This window comes from Alphaproteobacteria bacterium LSUCC0719 (genome assembly GCA_040839025.1).
Classification (GTDB): Bacteria; Pseudomonadota; Alphaproteobacteria; order Puniceispirillales; family Puniceispirillaceae; genus UBA8309.
Genome location: JBFPJN010000006.1, coordinates 45,552 through 64,520, shown reverse-complemented (window position 1 = coordinate 64,520; position 18,969 = coordinate 45,552). Strand labels below are relative to the sequence as shown.

Here is an 18,969-nt window from a genome sequence, read left to right as displayed (position 1 = left end):
GGTGCGTCCGGGATCAGCTCTCGGGATCATTGACGGAACCCGGCCAACGGCGCTGATCGTCATCACCTGTGTCGCCGCTGTCCTGGCGATGGTCAGCTATGCGATCTGGCCGGTGTTTCTTGTGTCCCTTGGGCCACAATGGGGGCTGTCCAATACCGAGATCGGCTGGATCAGCGGTGCCTATTTCTTTGGCTATGTGCTGGCCACGCCGGTGCTTGTCGGCTTGACCGACAGCATTGACGCCAAGCGGATATTCATTGGTGGCAGTCTGACTGCTGCCATCGGTAGCCTTGGATTCGCCACCGTCACGGATGGCTTCTGGGGGGCTGCGGTTACGTGGAGTCTGGTCGGTGCCGGTCTTGCCGGCACCTATATGCCGGGTCTGCAGATCCTGAATGCCCGTTTGTCAGACAAGCAGCGGTTGAAGGCCGTGCCCTTCTATACCTCATGTTTTGGTATTGGCACGGGTGGCTCCTTCTACCTGAATGGCTATCTACTGATCCATTTTGATCATTTCGTTGCCGCCTGGATTGGCTGTGGCGGGGCGTTGCTGTCGGCGCTTGCCATGTTGTGTCTTGTTCGCGGGGCGCCACCTGCCGAACGTCCCAAGGCCGAAGCCAGACGCCACCCGCTTGACCTGCGGCCGGCGTTTCGCAACAGGCTGGCGCTTGGCTACATCTTCGCCTATGGCGCGCATACCTACGAGCTTTTTGCCTATCGCGGCTGGAGCTTTGCCATGTTCGCCTTTATCGGCGCCACCGCACAGCCGGCGCTGTCGCTGTCCGTGGTGACGACGCTGGTCAGCCTGCTCACCCTGACAGGCATGGCGGCGTCTATCATTGGTGCGCGCTTCTGCCTTGCCTATGGTCGCCACCGGGTGATTGCGATCATCGGGGCGCTGTCTGTCAGCTTTGCGGTGTTGTCGGCACTGGCGCTCGACGGGCCGGTCTGGCTCGCGTTGGGCTGTCTGTGGATCTACAATGTCTGCATCATGCTCGACAGCGGCGCGCTGACGGCCGGTACGGTGGCGGCGGCGGCGGCACATGAACGCGGCGCACTTCTCGCGGTACATTCGATGATTGGCTTTACCGGCGGTGCGCTTGGCGGACCGGCGGTCGGAATGATGCTTGATCTTGGCGGGGGAGGCAGCTCGATGGGTGCATGGTCCTCGGCGATCCTGATCATGGGGGTTGGTTCGGCGATCGTTGCCATCATCCAGTGGCGGACCTGGCGCAGACGCGGGCATGGGGTCTAGTACGCAGATGCCGGACGGGCCTGATGTCATCATCTGTGGGGGATGCCATATCGACCGGCAGCTGCGGTTGACAGCCCCGCCCCAGCCGGGCCGCACCAACCCCGCCCAGCTTTCCGAGCGGCTTGGCGGCGTCGCAACCAATATCGCTGTCCAGCTGGCCCGCCAGGGGGCGTCTGTCCGGCTTGTCGGTGTCCAGCCGGCGGGCAGTCTTGCGGCTGTTGAAGCACGGCTTGCCGCAGCCGGTATCGACCCGTGGATGGTTTCGCTGGAAGCTGATCCGCCAAGCTATACTGCGGTGCTGGCCCCCGATGGCGAATTGATCATGGGCGCGGCGACCATGGACATCTATGACCATGTGTCGGTGCCGATGATCCGACCCGGCATCGAGGCCCCGCTGGCACCGCTGATCCTTGATGCGAATTTTCCGGCTGACACCATTGCCGACATGGCCGCCGCGTTTGCCGGTATGCGGCCATTGCTGGCCGCCGGTACCTCGGTCGCCAAGGTAACAAGACTGGCCGCTGCGCTGCCAAAGCTCGATGCGCTGGTACTGAACCGCGACGAGGCGGCCGCACTGCTTGGCGACAGCCTGCCGGTGGATGTCATGGCCGGGGCACTTGCTGCCAGGCTTTCGGATGGCGGTGTTGTTCTGGTCAGTGACGGCGCGGATATGGCGGCGCTGGCGGACCGGCAGATGGTGGTCACGGCGCAGCCACCACGGATTGACCTTGTGAATGCCAACGGTGCTGGCGACGTGATGGCTGCACGGCTATTCTATGACCTTGTCCGCCAGCCCGGTGCCACCCTGACCGATCTGTTGCAGGCGGCGCTGGCCGCGGGCGCGGCGTATGCGGCAGCCCCGGAGGCAGAGGTGTGAAGATGGCGGGACAACCGATGATTGATTTCCAGATGTCTGACGAGGTGGCGGCCGCGCGCCGCGATGGCGTGCCCCTTGTCGCCCTTGAATCGACGCTGATCAGCCACGGCTTGCCATATCCGGAGAATATCGAGGTGGCACAGGCAGCCGAGACGGCTGTCCGCGCGGCTGGAGCCGTGCCGGCGACAATGGCGGTCCTCGATGGCAGGGCGCATGCCGGCCTTGCCGAGGAAGAGATGATGCGTCTTGCCACAGAATCCGGTGTGGCAAAGCTGTCGCGACGCGATCTTGCCGTCGCCTTGTCCGGGGTGTCCAGGGCGCCGATGCTTGGCGCGACGACGGTGTCGACGACGATGATCCTTGCCGAGCGGGCCGGCATCGGCGTTTTTGCGACCGGCGGCATTGGCGGGGTGCATCGCGGCGGCGAGGCCAGCATGGATATCTCAGCCGATCTGTTCGAGCTGGCGCACACGCCGGTGGCGGTTGTCTGTTCAGGCCCAAAGGTGATCCTTGACCTGCCCCGAACGCGCGAGGTGCTGGAGACGATGGGTGTCACGCTTGTCGGCTACCGGAGCGACGACATGCCGGCCTTCTGGGCTCGGCATAGCGGACTTGCCGTTGATTGCCGGGCTGATGATCCGCGCGAACTTGCCGACATTGTTCGGGCCAGGGCCGGGCTTGGTATTGGCGGGGCGGTGCTGATCTGCAATCCGGTCGATCCGTCGCGGGCGCTGGAGATTGACGAGATTGAGGGCTGGATTGCGGGGTGCATTGATGACGCCCCTGCCGGCGCCGCGGCAACGCCCTGGCTGCTGGCGGAAATCGCGCGCCGGTCGAGCGGGCGAAGCCTTGCCGCCAACAAGCGGTTGATCATCGACAATGCGGCGCTTGCCGGCGCTGTGGCGGTGGAACTTGCCGGATAACGGCCCGCCGCCGGATGGCTTGACACCCCCTATGCAGCCGTCATCATACTGTCGGGATCATATGCCGCCAAATAATGTGGTCCACCCTGCATGCCGGATCCAAGGGAGATATCCATGAGGCAGCACTATGAAGCCATGCCGCGGAACGATGCCAATTTCGTGCCGCTGTCACCGCTGAGTTTCATCACCCGCACCGCTGATCTGTTTCCGGACCGGACCGCCGTGATCTATGGCGAGCGCCGCTATACATGGGCCGAAAGCTATGCCCGGATGCGGCGGCTTGCCTCGGCCCTGACAAGGGCGGGATACGGACTTGGCGATACGGTTTCGGTGATTGCCGCGAATACGCCGGAGATGTTCGAGGCCCATTCCGGCGTGCCGATGGCGGGGTGCGTTCTGAATTCGATCAACACCCGTCTCGAGGCCGAGACCATCGCCTATATCCTCGAGCATGGCGATTGCCGCGTGCTGATCACCGATACCGCCTTTGCGCCGACGGTCGGGGCGGCGCTGGATTCGCTGTCTGCCGAGGTGCGGTCCCGGATCCGCGTGATCGACATTCGCGATCCGGCAATGGGCGATCTGCCACCTCTTGGCGATGAGGATTACGAGGCGTTTATTGCCACCGGCGATCCGGATTTCGCCTGGTCGATGCCGGAAGATGAATGGCAGGCGCTGGCGCTGAATTATACCTCTGGCACCTCCGGGCGGCCAAAGGGGGTCGTCTATCACCACCGCGGTGCCTATCTGATGAGCATGGGCACCGCCACCGGATGGCAGCTGCCACAGCATCCGACATATCTCTATATCGTGCCGATGTTCCACTGCAATGGCTGGTGCCATGTCTGGACGATGACGATGATGGCCGGCACCATAGTGCTGATCCGCGAGATCAGCGCCGCCGCCATCTTTGGTGCCATCGGCACGCACCGGGTAACCCATTTCGGCGGCGCGCCGATTGTTCTCAGCCTGCTTGTGAACGCGCCCGAGGAGATGCGCCCGAAGCTGGATTACCGGGTCAAGGCCTTTACCGCCGGTGCCCCGCCGCCAGCCGCGATCCTGCAGAAGATGGCGGAGATGGATTTCGAGGTGATGCAGGTCTATGGGCTGACCGAAACCTATGGCCATGTCACGCAATGCGTCTGGCGCGAGGAATGGGACGGGTTGCCGTTTGATGAACAGGCCGACCTGCAGAGCTGGCAGGGCGTTGCCTTTCCGATGCATGAGGGCGCCGCCGTGATGAACACCGACACTGGCGAGATGGTGCCGCGTGACGGCCAGACGCAGGGCGAAATCGTGCTTCGCGGCAACGCGGTTATGAAGGGCTATTACCGGAACGAGGCGGCGACCGCCGAATCGCTTCGTGACGGCTGGTTCTTTTCCGGCGATGCGGCGGTGTGGCACCGGAACGGCTACATCCAGATCAAGGACCGGCTGAAGGATGTCATCATCTCGGGCGGCGAGAACATCTCCTCGGTCGAGGTCGAGGGCTATCTCTATCGCCACCCGGCGGTGGCGGCGGCTGCCGTGGTGGCGAAGCCGGATGAAAAATGGGGCGAGGTTCCCTGTGCCTTTGTTGAATTGAAGCCGGGTGAAACACTCGGCGAGGACGAATTCCTCGATTGGTGTCGGGGCCAGATGGCCGGCTTCAAGCGCCCGAAACAGGTGGTGTTCGGCGAACTGCCAAAAACCTCGACAGGCAAGATCCAGAAATTCGTGCTGCGCCAGAAGGTAACCGAGGCGGGGTGATTGAGCGCCCAGGGACATCTCAACACCGCAAGAAACGGGTCGATCGGGCTGGTTACCGGCGGCTAGTCTTGCTGGGTGACGTTGGCTGACAACGCCATTCTGGCAGGAGGCTCCCATGCGAACCCAATCCCGGCGAACCCAATCCCGGCACGATAAATCCCGGCACGATCAACCCGGCCCCGCCACCGCCAAGCGCCGTAGGCAGGCGCAGCGCGACTACCGCCGGATCGAGGCGGCCATCGCCCATATCGCGGCGCATTATCTTCACGCGCCATCGCTTGACGAGCTGGCCGCGGCGGTGCATCTCAGCCCGTTCCATTTCCAGCGGCTGTTCACCCGCTGGGCCGGCGTCAGCCCGAAACGCTTTGCCCGCTATCTGAGCCTCGACCATGCGCGGGCGCTGCTGCGCCGGGATGGCGTCAGCTGCCTTGATGCCGCCTATGAGTCCGGTCTGTCGGGGCCGGGCCGCCTGCATGACATGTTTGTGCGGATCGAGGCGATGACCCCCGGTGAATATGGGCGTGGCGGTGCCGGTCTGCAGATCGGCTACGGCTTTGCCGAGAGCCTGTTTGGCGAGGTGCTTGTCGCCGCGACGCCGCGCGGGATCTGTCATCTTGCTTTCGCCGATGACCGCGAGGCGGCGCTGGACCGAATGCGCGCCACCTTTCCGGCGGCGGATTTTGTGCCCACCGGGCCAGTGCCACAGGCCGAGGCGGTGCAGGCGGCGCTGCGGATGGACTGGTCCTCGGTGGCCGACATCCGGCTTCATCTGCGCGCCACATCCTTTCAGATGAAGGTGTGGGAGGCGCTGCTGCAAATCCCGACCGGCCGCCTGGCAAGCTATGGCGATGTTGCCGCCGCCATTGGCAGGCCCGGCGCCGGACGCGCCGTCGGCACCGCCATCGGGGCGAACCCGGTGGCCTTGCTGATCCCCTGTCACCGGGTGATCCGGCAGAGTGGCGAGGCGGGGGGCTATATGTGGGGCGCATCCCGCAAACAGGCCATTATCGGATGGGAATCGGCCCGGCATGACAGCTGTGACGTGGAGGACGAGGGCCAGGGTGCCGGCGGCCCGCGCGCTGTCTGCCCGCCGCACGGCATGGCTGGCAATCGGTCGTGAATTCCGGCATATTGGCGCGGTGTGGTCCCGTAGCTCATCAGGATAGAGCGACAGATTCCTAATATTTCAATAGATCATAATATATTGATTATAAACAAAGAAAAATGAATAAAATTGTTTGTTAATGAATTGTTAAAAATTCGTTTGTTAAAATTGATAGAAATTTTGGTCTGTGATATTTTCCTTTTTGTGGTTGGTTCCGTAGCTCAGTTGGATAGAGCATCAGATTCCTAATCTGAGGGTCGTAGGTTCGAATCCTATCGGAATCGCCACATTTCTCCGAAAAACAACGCACCTTCATCCTTTAAGATAATTTAAGGGATAGAAGACTTATGTGACTGTTATCCCAAAGAATTTTGATTAGTTGGGAACTGCATAAATATAAATAAATTAGAGGTGAATAGAACAGATATAGAAAAATTACGAAATAGAGTGATCGATGAATCCCAACCGTCTTAATAAAGAAATCAGACACTATTTGTGGTCAAAGAGAGTAACAAACCCAATCAACATAACCCTTACCCAACGACAACATTTCAATGGGTTTGAGATTGATAACTGTAGGTCTGAACAAAACTTTCGACACTTCAAAAACGTCCTTAACACCAAAGTGTTTGGAAACAGTTACAGACGTTTTGGTCAACAACTACAAATGTTGGTCATCAGAGAAGTGAGTGCAAACAAACGTCATCATCTCCACTGTATTTTCGAACAACCGAACCGATACCAATTCGAAGAGTTCGAAAGATTGGTTCATCGGATTTGGAGATCCACAAACTTTGGATATGACCAAATCCATATAGAAAAACCATCCTCCCAACAAAGAGAGGATGGTTGGTTAAATTACATTATGAAAGACCGAACAAAGGTCTCTTTGGACACATCGATTGATTGGACTAACTCAACTGTCCTTAATCTCTGAAGACTACAAAGTCCTTTGATTACCCAATCGCCTAAACCGTCAAAAGGAGAATCCCAAATTCTCTTTAATGACTAATAGTACCTAAATTCAAAGGACATCAAATGTACCCAAAACATAACTACAAAAGAGGATTACTGATCAGATATCTCAATCAATATTTATTAAAGAAGGACCTTCGAATGAAGAATGTTTTGATCAATATCAAACAAAGAGTTGAGACCAACAGACCGATAACTATTCGTCAGTTCAGCTCACTCATCAAATTCATCGAAAGGGAAAAGGAATTCGTCAATTTAGATAGAGATGAAATCCAACAATTCTTCGAACCATTAATTGAACCAACAAAGAAAAGGATTAATCCATATGAGCACAACGACCTCACTCAATTTCTCCACTGATCACAGACTTATCAATTTCAACGTACCGAAATACCTCATCAATAACTTCGACAAATTGGTGAAGTTCAAAAGGGTCAGTAGGACCTCAATGTTGATCCATCTAATGGAGAATTATATCCGTAACGAACATCAGATGATGGAAAGGGATAACACCCTCAACGAAATGATGTCTGATCTCAGTGAGAGGAATAAGAAAGTCATCAAAAATGAACTGATTGGATTGAAGAGGGATATCGATGAGGAATTAGAACCACCGATGATCCCCTACACCAATGACAATAGAAGTTGGGATGACCACTTTGAAGAAGACCAAAACGACATTAGTGGTGTCGGTTGGTTGAATAGGTTAGGTCGATGATCTCATCGACCAATACACCTAAAACCAAAACTCAGTTGGTACAGTCCATCAACAAACTTCCATCCAATGTGAAGTTTGAAGTCGTTGAGGTGTTCTCAATGAAGGACAAACCAACGATCAATCAGTTCTATGACCGATATATGAGGAAGGGTCACTTCTCAGTGATGTTCATTGAGGGTGGTGACTGATGATTAGATTTAAGAACTTCATTGAACTCAATGAAGGGAAATATCCCTTATGGGTTCGGTTCACTGTTGGAGGGTTGGTCCTCAAAGTCAGAGGACTATCCCAAAAGATACAAACCGAAACTGATCCTAAAAAACAAAACGATCTGATCTCTCAACAGAACACCCTTCTGTCATACATCAGTGGATTGGGTGTAGGGGTCAGTTCGACAGATAGAGTTCTACTCAATCGATTGAAGAAGGGGTTTGTAACAGTTGGCTCCAAATAAAGATTGTGTCACATTCTTCAGAAGTCGCTGAAGTTAGCACTTTGCGGCTTTCGATCGTTTGTGTTCACAGTGCGCACCCTCTTATTGTGCGAACGACGGTAACGGAATGGGTAAAAGTATCACTTCTTTAATATTGAAAATGTTACAAATTAAAATAACACTCTTTGTATGATTGAAAATGAAACCTTTGTTATTGTTTTAACGATTTCTGCATTTATCGTCTTTTATATCTTTTTTATGCGATATTTAGAAAAGTCTGACGAACAAACATATGGGTGCATATTTGGCATTTTTAAAATGCTAAGTTTAATCGTCATTGTGACTATCATATGTATTACAATGATAGTTGTTCTCAAATTTTAATAGGACTATATGAATTTGATAGATAAGTATTTTAACTTTATGGAAGTATATTTTCCGTTTATCAATCCTTATGGAATTGGTTTGGGTATTGTTTTAATGGCAGCGTCTATTCCATTTATAATTTTTGGAAATTTATTTAATAAAGCACTATTTTTTATTTTTAAAATCATCTTCATAATAACCATCATAACAATCATAGGAAGTACTATTTATATCTTAATGTATTAATTAAGGGTTTTTATTTATAAAATATTTCTATCCATACCCTATCTCACCTCAAAAATAGAAGCGATGGATCAAAGGTGTTTTTCTTTCCTTCAATTTCTCTGTCTTCTGCTGATCCACTTATGTATTCGACTGTCGAACCTACTAATTCCCATTGGGAGCCATTTGGCAGTCGTTCGACATCAAAGACCTCTATCACTTCATAGGATGCAAATTTAGCGTCATCAATGAAACGAATTTTCAACTGATCATCGACTTCAAAAATTTCAAAACGATAAGTCCAATCATCTGATACGAACTCTAAGAATGTGTCACCGACAATGGTTTCAAACTTACTTTCAGATGAAATTTCATTTTTGAAAAAGAATAGTCGACCTAAATCAATCAACTCTTTTTTAGATGGAAGGAGAGAGTGTTTGTAGGTGCTCAAATACTTACAGAATTGTCCCAACGAAGACTGAATCTGACAGATTGGAAATCTGTATCTGATGATAGAGGGAATAAGGTGGGAGTAGAGATATTGACCTTCTTTGTACTCTTCTAAGGACTTCAACTCTCCATACTCTGAGTAAGCCTTTTGTTGTCCGTCGTACTCACCGTTCTTATAATTTTCTTCGATGCGAATGTTGCCGTTTTCAAAGAACCACTTTTCGTAAATCCTCTTATTTTTCTTATATCGGAATATGGATTTAATTGAGCCGTTTCGAAAGTATTCGGTCCACTGCCCATCTATCTGACCGTTTGCGTATGTAACCTCTGAGTCCAAATTCCCATTAGGATAGTAGTGGGTCCGAACTCCATCAATCGGTTGAGGATAGACCTCATATTCTTCTTTCAATTGAAGGCTTCCATTGGGGTGGAAGATCTCTTCAAAGATCAACATTCCATCTTTATGAATGGTCTTTTCTGCTAAATCTCCATTTGGATACAGCCATTCAGTCACCCCATTCCATTTGCCTTCGGAATAATGGAGCACTTCCAAAAACCCACCTTTCCCCTCTTTGAATGCCGTTCCTTCAAAAGGGTCTGAAGTGAACTTCTTAAACGTCACCCCATTCAACTCATAGAGTTCGGTGTGTGGGATTCGATCAGAGGATCCCAATGCACTCAGTGGAAGAAGCAACAGAAGAAGGGGGACGATCAAAAATTTCATCAATTTTTCCTCATATCTCCCATCTTATTAAACCGATTATAGAATATACAATCTATAATGACTTTCTCTATATTATTGAGTTAAAACAGTAATTTGAATCCTATTTTACGGTGTACTTTAGAACTGATTATTTTAAGATTGATTCAGTCAGTTAGGTAATCAGTTTGGAGTGAAATTATGGGTTTGGGAAAACAGTCAAAGGTACTCAACAAATCTCAAATTGAGATGGTGTCCTCATACCTTCGATCAAAAAGGAACGGTTTAAGAAATCAAACCATCTTTCTGTTGTCAGTGAAGAGTGGTCTTAGATCGAAAGAGATCTCTCAATTGAGTTGGAAAGAGGTTTGTAACTCCAACGGTGAGGTCGACGAATACATCAACCTCACTAATCGGAGTTCAAAGGGTAAGAGTGGAAGGGTGATCCCACTCCATAAGGACGTTCGACAAAATTTGATTGAACTGTTGGATGACCATAAACGGTTCAGTGGTTTCAATATGGACACATCTTTTATTGTCCGTACTGAAAGATCACCATTCACCACCTCACAGACCATCGTAAATATGTTTCAAAGTTGGTATCGGAGGTTGGGTTTGGTTGGTTGTTCATCTCACAGTGGTCGTAGGACCTTCATCACCGAAACCTCAAAGAAGATATCATTGGTAGGTGGTTCACTAAGAGATGTCCAAATGATGGTAGGTCATTCATCCCTTCAAACAACCCAACGGTACATTGAAAGTGATAGTGAAAGTCAGAGGAAGGTTGTCGATCTGATCTGATCAGAGTTTGTTATCGCTCAATGAATCTTCATATTGAGATTTGTACTCATCTAATAAATCTTCCATTCGCTGTTTCGTCTCATCTGCAGTGAATAATTCACAATCAGTATGCCTTCGGTGTTTTCTCAAAAGTTTCCCCCAAAAACCCACCGAAGTGTCGGTTATAGTCAACCTAAGAGTTTTTCGGTCTAACTTATAAACATTGCCCCCCCAATAGATGTACTCAGCATCCGTTTGATACTTATGTCCGAAAGTTGACGAACCAAAACGGTCATTCGAACGATTAATGTAAATGCTCCACACATATGGTTTTCCCATAGATTCTAAAAAATAAAATCCGACTGAGTACGGTTCATCCTTACAAACAATTCCCTTTCCATTAACCCCATTGCTCCAACTCACAGAGGGGTTGAGCAAAATGACAGATATGGCAATTGCGGATAAGAAGTTCTTCATCATCTCATAAAACAGATCGTAAGAACGAAAAGTCGTCAACACCCATCGTCTGAAGTGAAAGCAAAAGTCAGAGGAAGGTTGTGGACCTAATTTAGGTCTACAACTCTTTCGATATCGTATTTGTATCTCCGACCTTCCTTAAATGATTCCCAAAAGATTTTACTGAATTCTAAATCGTCTTTGATGGGTTTCCATTTTTGACTAATGGGGTCTTCATAAAACACCTTATCAATATCTTTGGATCGATCGATGAATAGAGAGACCTTTTCGTCATCTGTCATTTCACCGTCATTTATTCGGTCATCCCAATAACGACAAACTTCTGAATATCTCTTCAAACCTTCTTCTGAGAGGAGAGGAAATCCAAACTTCTCCTCAATCTCACTTAATTGGTCTTCGATAGTTTTGAGTTTGTGATCGACCTTCTCTCTGACAGTCATTCCGTCAGTACTTACGAAGTCACCAACTGCATCAAAGTTGTTTTGTGGGTGGGTCTGATACATCGGTTTATTCCTCACCCATATTGATGAAGGGGGTGAGATGATCGACATCATATTTGGAGACTTCCCTCAAAAAGATAATTTCCGTCAATTCGTCAATGTCTACGGATGTTGGATTGATCGAAATTAGGAGATCCCTAACAAAACATTGAACTCCACTTAGAAGACGTTCGAAATCGATACCTCTGAGGTTCTCAACTCCACCTTTCTCTTCAATCTCCTTCAAAAAGATTTGGACCATTTCGATCATTTCTTTGGTTCGTTCGGTGATTTGGTCGGTCATAATTTAATTCCTTTTAAGAATGGATAAGGACCAATTCCCTATCTCTATTGTTCTTCTATTATATCTGATATTGTGTAATGAAATTAGGACAGTAGACGTTGAAAAGAGGTGTCCCTAAGTGACCAAATACCTCCAAATCAAATCAAAACGACAACACATTCGGTTGTGGTTTGAGTGTTACAAAATCTGTCTCACTCAACCTCAGTACTCAGACAATTTGAGTAAATCGAAGTCGTTCTATGATGAGTGGGGTGATGTTACAGACATCGAATTCGGTGATTGGTGGAAAGGTAAGAAGTACCTATTCGATGATCTCTATGTGAAAGAGGTCGATAAGGTTTCGAAGAACCCCAACACCATCAATCTCAACATTCCACTCAACCAAAAGATCTCCACCATTATGAAAGAGGTGAAGGAGATCGTTGAAAATCGACAGACCGAAAAGTTGGTTGAGTTAGGGATTGATCCAACCACACAAAAATCAACCAATCTGAATTTTGGAAAGTACACCTTCTCCAAAAAGGAGATTAAAGGTCGGTTCATTCATCAGAATATTGAGATGTACAAAATCTATCTCAAACACAACAAACCACCGATCAATAGGGACTTCCTCATAACGATGTATGAGGACTTCAACAGACGTCCTAAGACGGTCATCCTTAACACCCTCTATCTGTTGAATGAGGAATTGTACGAATTGAAGAATGTCGATTTGGACAACTCAATTCGGACAATTCGGAGGGGTTTTAAGGAAGTTGAGAAGATACTGAACAACGTCAGTTTGGGACGGTTCCCATAGATTTTTCTAAGTGGGGTAGAATTGATGGGTCTGAGTACCGTCTCACAATCTCAATTTCTGATTTCGTAAGTTGAGAGAGTTGATGTTTCCGTCTTTTGTTTCTTTCAATTCTCTCTGATAGAGACATTTGTTTCTGTTTGTGACGGAGGTATGTGTGGGTCATATCTTCGTAAGAGTTTCTGTATCTTTTTGCTCTTCTGACATCACCAATTGATTGGGACATTAAACGTCTAATGTCTTTCATATGAGATGATGGTGAAGGTGATATTTCGACGGTGGTGAAGGGTGCTTCAAACATCGTTTGTTTCTTTCGTTTCTGTTCATTTGATACATCTATTATATGAAATTTGGGGGTCCGAACTTAGGACAACAGACTGTCTAAAGAGGTGTCCTAACCGTTGGTGGACAACAAAAAAACCACCTCAACGATGCGGATCGTTGAGGTGGTTTGGTGGTCGGAGACTATCTCAATGATGGGTAAGGACATCATTATCTGTAAGAACCATATGATCCCTCTTCTAAGTCTCCGAACACATCCGACGTTTCATAATATGTGTATTCATCCACCAAACATCTTTCAGTTTGGTGCTGAATGATGGAGATGATTTTTGAGACGTCGTTCATTCCATATCGAACGAAATGATCAGTCTCACCTCCATTGATGTGTCCCCAAAGGTAGTTTCCTTTGTAGGAAATACGAAATCTGTAATGTTCTCCAATGGGTATCTTTCCATCGTCTAAGAAAGTGTTTCTGTTGTTAGGATCTTCAATTTGAAAATCCAAACCTTCGATCTTCATTGGTAGTTGCACAATCTCACCGATCCGAATTGGGTCACCTTTAACGATGTAATCTGTAGACATTTGTTCACTCCTATTTCTGTCTTTTGATACATCTATTATATGAAATTTGGGGGTCCGAACTTAGGACAACAGACTGTCTAAAGAGGTGTCCCTGGATTCTGAATAAACATCCTCTCAACGACTCTCAGAACGTCGTAGAACACCCCTAAGACGTTGGGTGTAGGCAACCACATAGAATTGAAGAGGGTGGATCAGAGGGTGTTATTCAAACAAAAAATCTATTTTTGATTTTTGGTCTTTTGAGAATGAGTTTTTGGTGATCTCCGAAACCACATTTGGATCTCTGTTTCGTAGATGACCATAATATTGTTCGATCATCTCCACAGATGTTCCGACATTGGATGACAGTTGGTAGACGTTTACCCCTTCCATCAACCTCATTGTTATGTAGGTGTGACGGAGTGAGTAAGGAGTTCGTCTTTTTCCATCTTCATCTAAAGAAAGTCCCACTTCATCTAAGAGTGAGTTGAATGATCCCTTATAGGATTTGATTGGACGTCCATTAGGATTGACCAATACAGATTCCGATTTGTTTGGTGGATGACCTAATTCGTTTGATCTGAAGTTCCATAACCTTTGGAAGTACCTTTCGATACCAACATTACAAATTACGTCTCTTCTATCCGTCTTTCCTTTGACCGAAATAACGACTCTTTCGTCACCCAACATATCTTTGGTGGTGGAGATGTCAGACCACTTCAAACTCCGACATTCTGTTCCACATCGAATTCCACTGTTTCCCAAAATTAGGATGAAGTGTTGGGTGTAAAACCTTTGTCTACTAATCCGACTATTGGGGTGATTTATCCAACCCCTCATATGTTCGTAAAGTAGTCTCCACTCCTCCTTTGAGAAATCGGACCTACTGTTGATTTTCATTTGTGGTTTTGGAATTGGTGGAACGTCCGAAAGGTAACCCTTCCTCCGTCCAAATTGGAGAATCTTTCCCATCACCGTTTGGTGATGTCTGACAGTCACATTCGAATGATTGTGTTCCCTAAACTGATGGGAAACAAAGTTGGTCATCTTATCTTCGGTGATCTCATCGATAGGTGTCTTACCGTAAAAAGGGATCAAATGGTTCCTACAGATTTGGATATTGTTGTCGATGTATTGTTGGGATTTGTCTTTGTAGATGAGATCACAATCGTTGATGAACTCTGAGACGACTTTATCAAATGGAGGTGATCTTAGGACTTCACCTCTACGAACTTTACCTTCCAACTCATAATACAAATCCTCTGAAAACCTCTTTCCTTCATTGAAGTCGGAGGTCTTAGTTGATCGGATTACATATCCTTTAGTGTTGGGGATTTTGAGACGAACATTCCATTTTGGGTTCTTAAGATGGGGACGACGAAACATAACGATCCGACCGTCATTTCTGAGGTCGGTGTAGTCATCGTAGTTCTTCGATTTGGTGTCCATAAAATGATAGTAATTTGAGTGATGGTGAAAGTAAAATTTGTTAATGATTTGTTAATCGCATATTTCGTATAGGGAAGATCAATAATTTTCTTAACTAATTGATTTAATATAGTATTAGAATAGATATAGACATAAAGCAATATATTCCTAATCTGTAGGTAGGGGGTTCGAGTCCCTCCGGGATCACCATCTTTCCTGTCAGCGCGGCCAGCCCCGGCACCCCGGCACCCTGGCCCCCGGCGCGCCATCACCCTGCCCGCCATCATCCCGCCTCTAAAACCGGCTGGCATGTGCCGTCCTGCATTGTCTTGTCTCAGAACCGTAAAAACTGGTATACCAAATACAGAAACAGTGGCTTCAGGGGATAAGGGGGACGTCACATGGTTACGATAAAATCGATTCGCGCCCGGGTCTGGAACTGGAAGGGGCCGACCGTACCGCCACAGGGAAATTTCTGTACCAACGCTTCCGATATTCTGGGTGACCGCGGCGATGCCATGCAGTCCTTCCGTTTTCACCAGTGGCTGACCTGTGAGGTTGAAGCCAGCGACGGCACTGTCGGCATTGGCAATGCGGCACTGGCGCCGAGCCTTGCAAAGAAGGCAATCGACGAATTCTATGCACCGATGGTGATTGGCCAGGACCCCTTCGATTATGCCTATCTGTGGGAGAAGATGTATCGCCGCACGCATGCCTGGGGCCGCAAGGGTGTCGGCATGGTGGCGATCTCGGCAATCGACATCGGCATCTGGGATCTGATGGGCAAGCTTGTTGGCAAGCCTGTTTTCAAACTTCTCGGTGGGCGCACCAAGGACAGCATCCCCTGCTACTACTCGAAACTCTATGCCGGGCCAATCAAGGACATGCAGGCTGAGGCCGAAGCGGCGATGAAGAACGGCTATACCGGTTTCAAGACGCGGTTCGGCTATGGGCCGCGCGACGGTATGGCCGGCATGCGCGAGAATATCAAGCGCGTCGAGGCTGTCCGCGAGGTCATCGGATGGGAGCGCGACCTGATGCTCGAGGCCTATATGGGCTGGAACCTCGACTATACCCGCCGGATGATCCCGAAGCTTGAAAAGTTCGAGCCGCGCTGGCTCGAGGAGCCGGTGATCGCTGATGATCTGCGCGGCTATGCCGATTTGAACCGCGGACCGATTCCGATTTCGGGTGGCGAACATGAATATTCGCTTCTCGGCTGCGCGCAGCTGCTGCAGGAAAAGGCGGTATCGGTACTGCAATATGACACCAACCGGGTCGGTGGCATCACCGCGGCGCAGAAGATCAACGCCGTTGCCGAGGCGCATCAGATACCGGTCATCCCGCATGCCGGCCAGATGCATAACTACCATCTGACGATGGCCAACATGAATTGTCCGATCGCAGAATATTTCCCGGTCTTCGATGTCGAGGTTGGCAACGAGCTGTTCTACTATATCTTTGAAGGTGATCCGGATGCCGTTGATGGTCATCTGCAGCTTGATGACAATCTGCCGGGTCTCGGGATCACCATTACAGACAGGCATCTCGAGCATTTTGATATTGAGGAATAGAGGCGCGCCGGACCGGCGGGAGGTGTTGGGTGGCAGATGACCCGTCGGAGTCACATCGGCTTCTGAGCCTTGGCGTCACCATCGCGATTGCCGAGATTTTGCTGACAGTTGGTATCTCGGCGCTGGTCAAGCTTGTCGCGCCGGAAATCGACACTGTCACGGTGCTGCTGTTCCGCTATGCGCTTTGTCTGCCGCTGCTTGTCGTGATGGCGCTTTGGCAGCGTCGCCGGCAGGCCTTCAGCGTTGCCGCGCCGCGTATTCTTGCGGTGCGGGTTGCAGCCGGGCTTGCCAGCCTGACCTGCTTCTATGCGGCGCTCGATCTGATGTCGCTTGCCAAGGTGACGGTGCTGTTCCAGACGATCACCCTGTGCGTGACCTTTCTGGCTCCTTTCATGCTGCAGGAACCTGTCGGATGGCGCCGTTGGTCAGCTGTCATTGTGGGATTTGGCGGGACGCTGATCCTGCTGGAGCCGGGCGCTGCGGGGTGGAGCCTTGCCGGCGTGCTGGTCGGGCTTGGGTCACCCTTTTTCGGGGCCATCATGATGATCATGCTTCGCCGGCTTGGTCAGCATGACAGCCCGGCAACGACGGCCGTTTGGTATAATGGCACCGGTGCGGCGCTGTTTCTTGCGCTGGTGCTGGTCTGGGATGCATCGCTGCCGGCAACGCCGCGTGATATCATGATCCTGGTGCTGATTGGTGTGCTGTCGAGCTTTCAGCAATTCTTCATTGCTTTCAGCCACAAGCTGGCCCCCGCCAGCCTGCTGGCCCCGCTTCGCTACCTGTCGATACCATTCGGCATCGTTGCCGGCATCCTGTTCTTTGACGAGGTGCTGAGCGTGGCCGTTCTGGTCGGCAGCGGGGTCGTTGTCGCCTCATCCATATTCATTCTGCGCCGTGAACGCGTGCGCCGGGACTCGGCCCGCGCAGGCTGAATGTGACGGATGCTGACGGCAGCTGTCAGGAAAACAGCCCGTCATGAAGCTTGCGAAGTTCCGCCTTCTGGACCTTGCCCATGCTGTTGCGCGGCAGCGCGTCGACAAATATGACTGATTTCGGCTGTTTGAATTTCGCCAGCTGGGTCGATAATGTCGTCTCAATCGCGCTGGCCTCGAGTGCCGGATCCTCACGGACAACAACGGCGACAACGGCCTCGCCAAAATCGCGGTGCGGCACGCCGATAACCGCACTTTCCAGAACGCCGTCAATGGCGTCGATCATCCCCTCGACCTCCTTTGGATAGACGTTCAGCCCGCCGGAAATGATCAAATCCTTGTCGCGCCCTACAATGCTGATATAGCCGTCGGCGTCGCGCACAGCCATGTCGCCGGTGATGAAAAACCCGTCTTCACGAAAGGATTCGGCTGTTTTCTGTTCCATTTCCCAATAGCCCAGAAAGACATTGTCACCGCGCAGCTCGATGATTCCGATCTCGCCATCGGCAAGCTCGGCGCCTGTTGTCGCGTCGGCAATCCGCAGCTCGACGCCCGGCAGCGGAAAGCCGACCGTGCCGGCCCGCCTGTCACGGTCATAGGGGTTCGAGGTACACATATTGGTTTCCGTCATGCCATAGCGCTCGAGAATGGCCTTGCCGGTGCGGTCCTGGAACTGCCGATGCGTCTCGGCCAGAAGCGGGGCCGACCCGGAAATGAACAGCCGCATATGCGCTGTTGCCTCGCCGTTGAAACCGTCACTGTCCAGAAGCCGTGTATAGAAGGTCGGCACACCCATCATCGTGGTTGCCTGTGGCATCCAGCGAAGCGCCGTCTCGGCCGAGAATTTTGGCAGGAAGATCATCGACCCACCGACCATCGCCAGCAGGTTGCTGGCCACGAACAGGCCATGCGTGTGATAGATCGGCAGCATGTGGAGAAGCACATCATCCGCCGTGAAGTGCCAGTAATCGCGCAGCACCTCGGCATTTGACAGCAAATTGCGGTGGCACAGCTTGGCACCCTTGGACCTGCCCGTGGTCCCCGAAGTATAGAGAATGGCGGCAAGATCCTCCGCGCCGCGCGGCACCGCGACAAAGTCCGGATCCTGAGTGGCGGCGGCCTCGGCAAGGCTGCCGCCTTCATCGGCGTCAAGGGTGAACAGCGTGGCCCCGCCGCGTGCGGCAAGCGGTGCCACGGCGTCGGCAGCGGCAGAGCCGGCGATGACGATGCGCGGCTTCGCGTCACCAAGGAAATAATCAAGCTCGGCGGCGGTATAGCCGGTATTCAGTGGCAGATAGACACCGCCTGCCTTGACCGTGGCCGCGTAGAGCGCCAGCAGCATCACCGATTTGTCGGCCTGAACGGCAACCCGGTCACCAGGGGCCAGCCCCGCGGCAGTCAGAAGTCTGGCAAGCCTGTTGGTGAGCGCGGTGAAATCGGCAAAACTCACCTCGCCGGTATCCGTGTAGAGAAATGTTTTGCTGCTGCTGGCATGCTGTCCGAACACACCGTCATAAAGATGATTGGTCATGGCTGCCTACGGGTCCTGTCTTGTGTGGTCCGGCGTTACGCCGGAAGCG

Annotated in this window: 18 protein-coding genes and 1 tRNA gene; 11 read left to right on the top strand and 8 right to left on the bottom strand. The window is 50.8% G+C overall.

What is annotated here, in order from left to right:
• Nucleotide 1 precedes the first annotated feature (1 nt).
• The 7 genes from AB3X55_11310 (at nt 2) to AB3X55_11280 (ending at nt 7,602) form a co-directional block, all read left to right on the top strand.
• Nucleotides 2-1,255, top strand: coding sequence for a nitrate/nitrite transporter (locus AB3X55_11310; GenBank protein MEX0504173.1), 1,254 nt, complete (start codon nt 2-4; stop codon nt 1,253-1,255).
• Nucleotides 1,245-2,132 (top strand): PfkB family carbohydrate kinase, encoded by an 888-nt coding sequence (locus tag AB3X55_11305; GenBank protein MEX0504172.1) that lies wholly within the window; start codon nt 1,245-1,247, stop codon nt 2,130-2,132. The genes AB3X55_11310 and AB3X55_11305 overlap by 11 nt, the downstream gene beginning before the upstream one ends.
• 2 nt (nt 2,133-2,134) lie before the next feature.
• Nucleotides 2,135-3,055 carry a pseudouridine-5'-phosphate glycosidase gene (locus AB3X55_11300; protein ID MEX0504171.1) on the top strand — a complete coding sequence of 307 codons (921 nt, stop codon included), beginning with the start codon at nt 2,135-2,137 and terminating at the stop codon, nt 3,053-3,055.
• Between the two features lie 114 nt (nt 3,056-3,169).
• Entirely contained in the window at nt 3,170-4,804 is a 1,635-nt protein-coding gene (locus AB3X55_11295) for an acyl-CoA synthetase (protein ID MEX0504170.1), read from the top strand.
• A 115-nt stretch (nt 4,805-4,919) separates the two neighbouring features.
• A complete protein-coding gene (locus AB3X55_11290) occupies nt 4,920-5,924 on the top strand; it encodes a methylated-DNA--[protein]-cysteine S-methyltransferase (GenBank protein ID MEX0504169.1) in 1,005 nt (334 codons plus the stop codon).
• A gap of 195 nt (nt 5,925-6,119) precedes the next feature.
• A tRNA-Arg gene (locus AB3X55_11285) sits at nt 6,120-6,196 on the top strand.
• Nucleotides 6,197-7,209: 1,013 nt separating this feature from the next.
• Nucleotides 7,210-7,602, top strand: a complete 393-nt coding sequence (locus AB3X55_11280; protein ID MEX0504168.1) for a hypothetical protein — start codon at nt 7,210-7,212, stop codon at nt 7,600-7,602.
• A gap of 1,088 nt (nt 7,603-8,690) precedes the next feature.
• Here AB3X55_11280 and AB3X55_11275 read toward each other — a convergent pair.
• Entirely contained in the window at nt 8,691-9,797 is a 1,107-nt protein-coding gene (locus AB3X55_11275) for a toxin-antitoxin system YwqK family antitoxin (GenBank protein ID MEX0504167.1), read from the bottom strand.
• 177 nt (nt 9,798-9,974) lie between these two features.
• Between AB3X55_11275 and AB3X55_11270 the strand changes: the two genes are divergently transcribed.
• Nucleotides 9,975-10,574: a tyrosine-type recombinase/integrase gene (locus AB3X55_11270; GenBank protein MEX0504166.1), complete on the top strand. Its 600-nt coding sequence runs from the start codon at nt 9,975-9,977 to the stop codon at nt 10,572-10,574.
• Here the strand turns inward: AB3X55_11270 and AB3X55_11265 are convergent, their stop codons facing one another.
• The 3 genes from AB3X55_11265 to AB3X55_11255 all read right to left on the bottom strand — a co-directional run bounded on the left by AB3X55_11265 (nt 10,575) and on the right by AB3X55_11255 (nt 11,813).
• The gene (locus AB3X55_11265) at nt 10,575-11,033 is read right to left on the bottom strand and encodes a hypothetical protein (GenBank protein MEX0504165.1); all 459 of its coding nucleotides are present in this window, start codon (nt 11,031-11,033) and stop codon (nt 10,575-10,577) included.
• Nucleotides 11,034-11,116: 83 nt separating this feature from the next.
• A complete protein-coding gene (locus AB3X55_11260) occupies nt 11,117-11,533 on the bottom strand; it encodes a hypothetical protein (GenBank protein ID MEX0504164.1) in 417 nt (138 codons plus the stop codon).
• A 4-nt stretch (nt 11,534-11,537) separates the two neighbouring features.
• Nucleotides 11,538-11,813: a hypothetical protein gene (locus tag AB3X55_11255; GenBank protein MEX0504163.1), complete on the bottom strand. Its 276-nt coding sequence runs from the start codon at nt 11,811-11,813 to the stop codon at nt 11,538-11,540.
• A gap of 217 nt (nt 11,814-12,030) precedes the next feature.
• Here AB3X55_11255 and AB3X55_11250 point away from each other — a divergent pair, with 217 nt between their 5' ends.
• The gene (locus AB3X55_11250; protein ID MEX0504162.1) at nt 12,031-12,612 is read left to right on the top strand and encodes a hypothetical protein; all 582 of its coding nucleotides are present in this window, start codon (nt 12,031-12,033) and stop codon (nt 12,610-12,612) included.
• A gap of 489 nt (nt 12,613-13,101) precedes the next feature.
• On the opposite strand, the gene AB3X55_11245 is transcribed toward AB3X55_11250, so the two are convergent.
• From AB3X55_11245 to AB3X55_11235, 3 genes are all read right to left on the bottom strand, one after another.
• On the bottom strand, nt 13,102-13,473 hold the full coding sequence (locus AB3X55_11245) for a hypothetical protein (protein MEX0504161.1): 372 nt from the start codon (nt 13,471-13,473) through the stop codon (nt 13,102-13,104).
• A gap of 201 nt (nt 13,474-13,674) precedes the next feature.
• Nucleotides 13,675-14,292, bottom strand: coding sequence for a tyrosine-type recombinase/integrase (locus AB3X55_11240; protein MEX0504160.1), 618 nt, complete (start codon nt 14,290-14,292; stop codon nt 13,675-13,677).
• A 470-nt stretch (nt 14,293-14,762) separates the two neighbouring features.
• Nucleotides 14,763-15,191: a hypothetical protein gene (locus AB3X55_11235; protein MEX0504159.1), complete on the bottom strand. Its 429-nt coding sequence runs from the start codon at nt 15,189-15,191 to the stop codon at nt 14,763-14,765.
• Between the two features lie 90 nt (nt 15,192-15,281).
• Here AB3X55_11235 and AB3X55_11230 point away from each other — a divergent pair, with 90 nt between their 5' ends.
• Both AB3X55_11230 and AB3X55_11225 read left to right on the top strand, forming a co-directional pair.
• Nucleotides 15,282-16,454, top strand: coding sequence for an L-rhamnonate dehydratase (locus AB3X55_11230; GenBank protein ID MEX0504158.1), 1,173 nt, complete (start codon nt 15,282-15,284; stop codon nt 16,452-16,454).
• Nucleotides 16,455-16,483: 29 nt separating this feature from the next.
• Nucleotides 16,484-17,389, top strand: coding sequence for a DMT family transporter (locus tag AB3X55_11225; GenBank protein MEX0504157.1), 906 nt, complete (start codon nt 16,484-16,486; stop codon nt 17,387-17,389).
• Nucleotides 17,390-17,414: 25 nt separating this feature from the next.
• On the opposite strand, the gene AB3X55_11220 is transcribed toward AB3X55_11225, so the two are convergent.
• A complete protein-coding gene (locus AB3X55_11220) occupies nt 17,415-18,920 on the bottom strand; it encodes a malonyl-CoA synthase (protein MEX0504156.1) in 1,506 nt (501 codons plus the stop codon).
• Nucleotides 18,921-18,969 lie beyond the last annotated feature (49 nt).